1 protein-coding gene is annotated in these 1,513 nt (G+C 40.4%); it reads left to right on the top strand.

What is annotated here, in order from left to right; genetic code table 11:
• Nucleotides 1–123: 123 nt before the first annotated feature.
• Nucleotides 124–1,488: an IS110 family RNA-guided transposase gene (locus MM213_RS20605; RefSeq protein WP_241414772.1), complete on the top strand. Its 1,365-nt coding sequence runs from the start codon at nucleotides 124–126 to the stop codon at nucleotides 1,486–1,488.
• Nucleotides 1,489–1,513 lie beyond the last annotated feature (25 nt).

The following is a 1,513-nucleotide window of genomic DNA, read 5'->3' as shown; positions in this document are numbered from 1 at the left end:
ATTCTGGTTGGGATGCTTGCGATGATTTCAGTGGCGGATTTGTCTTTAAAAGTCAGATACCCCGTTCAGAATATTTTCTAGCCAAAAGCACATCCCCTGAGAGACTTATCTATTTTTAATCAAATGGAACAGGAATCTATCTCCATGGAAGTCGTCAATCCGCAAGCTGCGGGAATTGACGTCGGCAGTCGCTCCCACTGGGTAGCAGTAGGTCAAACCGAGCAAGATGTTCGGGAATTTGGGGTATTCAATCAAGATTTGTTTGCTATGGCAGATTGGTTGAAGGAAAAGAATGTAAAAACTATAGCAATGGAAAGTACTGGCACTTATTGGCAAAACCTCTACGCAGTCTTACTTTCAAAAGGATTCCATCTTATATTATGTAATGGTAAGTTCACCAAAAACATCAAGGGAAAAAAAACTGATGTCTTGGACTGTCAGTGGATTCAGAAACTGCACACATTGGGATTACTTACGGGTAGTTTTTTGCCAGATGGYCAGACAGAAGAGCTTAGAACTTATTGCAGACACAGATCAAATTTACTTCATTCGGCTGCTGCTGCCTCAAAGAAAATGCAGAAATATCTAAGACTATTGAATTTCAGATTAGATGTAGTGGTAAGGGATATCTGTGGGTTGACAGGGTTGATGATCATCAGAGCAATCTGTGAGGGCGAAACAGATCCAAAGAAGCTGGCTTCACTCCGACATGGGAATTGCAGAAAGAGTGAGGAAGAGATAGCAGCTGCCTTACAGAGTAATGGAAGGAAGGATTATCTTTTTGCCTTAAAACAGGAGCTAGACACTTATGATCACCTTCGAATGAAAGTTGAAGATTGTGATAAAGAGATAGAGAAAAAGCTGAATGAAATCATCGATTCGGATGATGATAAGCGAGAACACTACCTCGAATCAAAACCCCATAAAAGAGTAAATAAGAATACCCCAAAAGACATTGATCTAAATCTAAAAGCGTATCAGATGTTTGAGGGAACAGATCTTTTRGCAATTGAAGGTATGAGCTTTTCTACGGTTTTGGCATTGATGAGCGAAGTAGGCATGGAAGGGATCAAGAAGTTTAAAACAGCCAAGCACTTTGCTTCGTGGCTTAGGCTTGCCCCAAACAATAAAGTAAGTGGTGGCAAAGTACTGTCTAGTAAAGTGCCAAAAGGGAGCAACAGACTTAAAATAGCCTTGAGAAATGCTGCAAATGCCATCGGGAACCTGAAAGACTCTACACCCTTGAGGGACTTCTTTCAGAGGATAAGCTTTAGAAAAGGCAGAGTTTCTGCCATCAGCGCCACAGCAAGAAAGCTTGCAGTCATCATTTGGAATATGGTCGTAAAAGGAATTCCATATGAAAATCCCGAAGGCTATCTTTTCTTGGATCAAAAAAGAAAGTTGGGCTTAGTTAAGAGAATAAAAAAACAAATCGATAAATTCGGTCTGACTAATGAGGATTTAGGCCTCGAAATCAGCTCAAATTGAGGGATTTTGTTTACGTTAGTCAGAA

Source organism: Belliella alkalica, from assembly GCF_022549785.1.
Classification (GTDB): Bacteria; Bacteroidota; Bacteroidia; order Cytophagales; family Cyclobacteriaceae; genus Belliella; species Belliella alkalica.
This window is presented reverse-complemented; position numbering and strand designations above follow the sequence as displayed.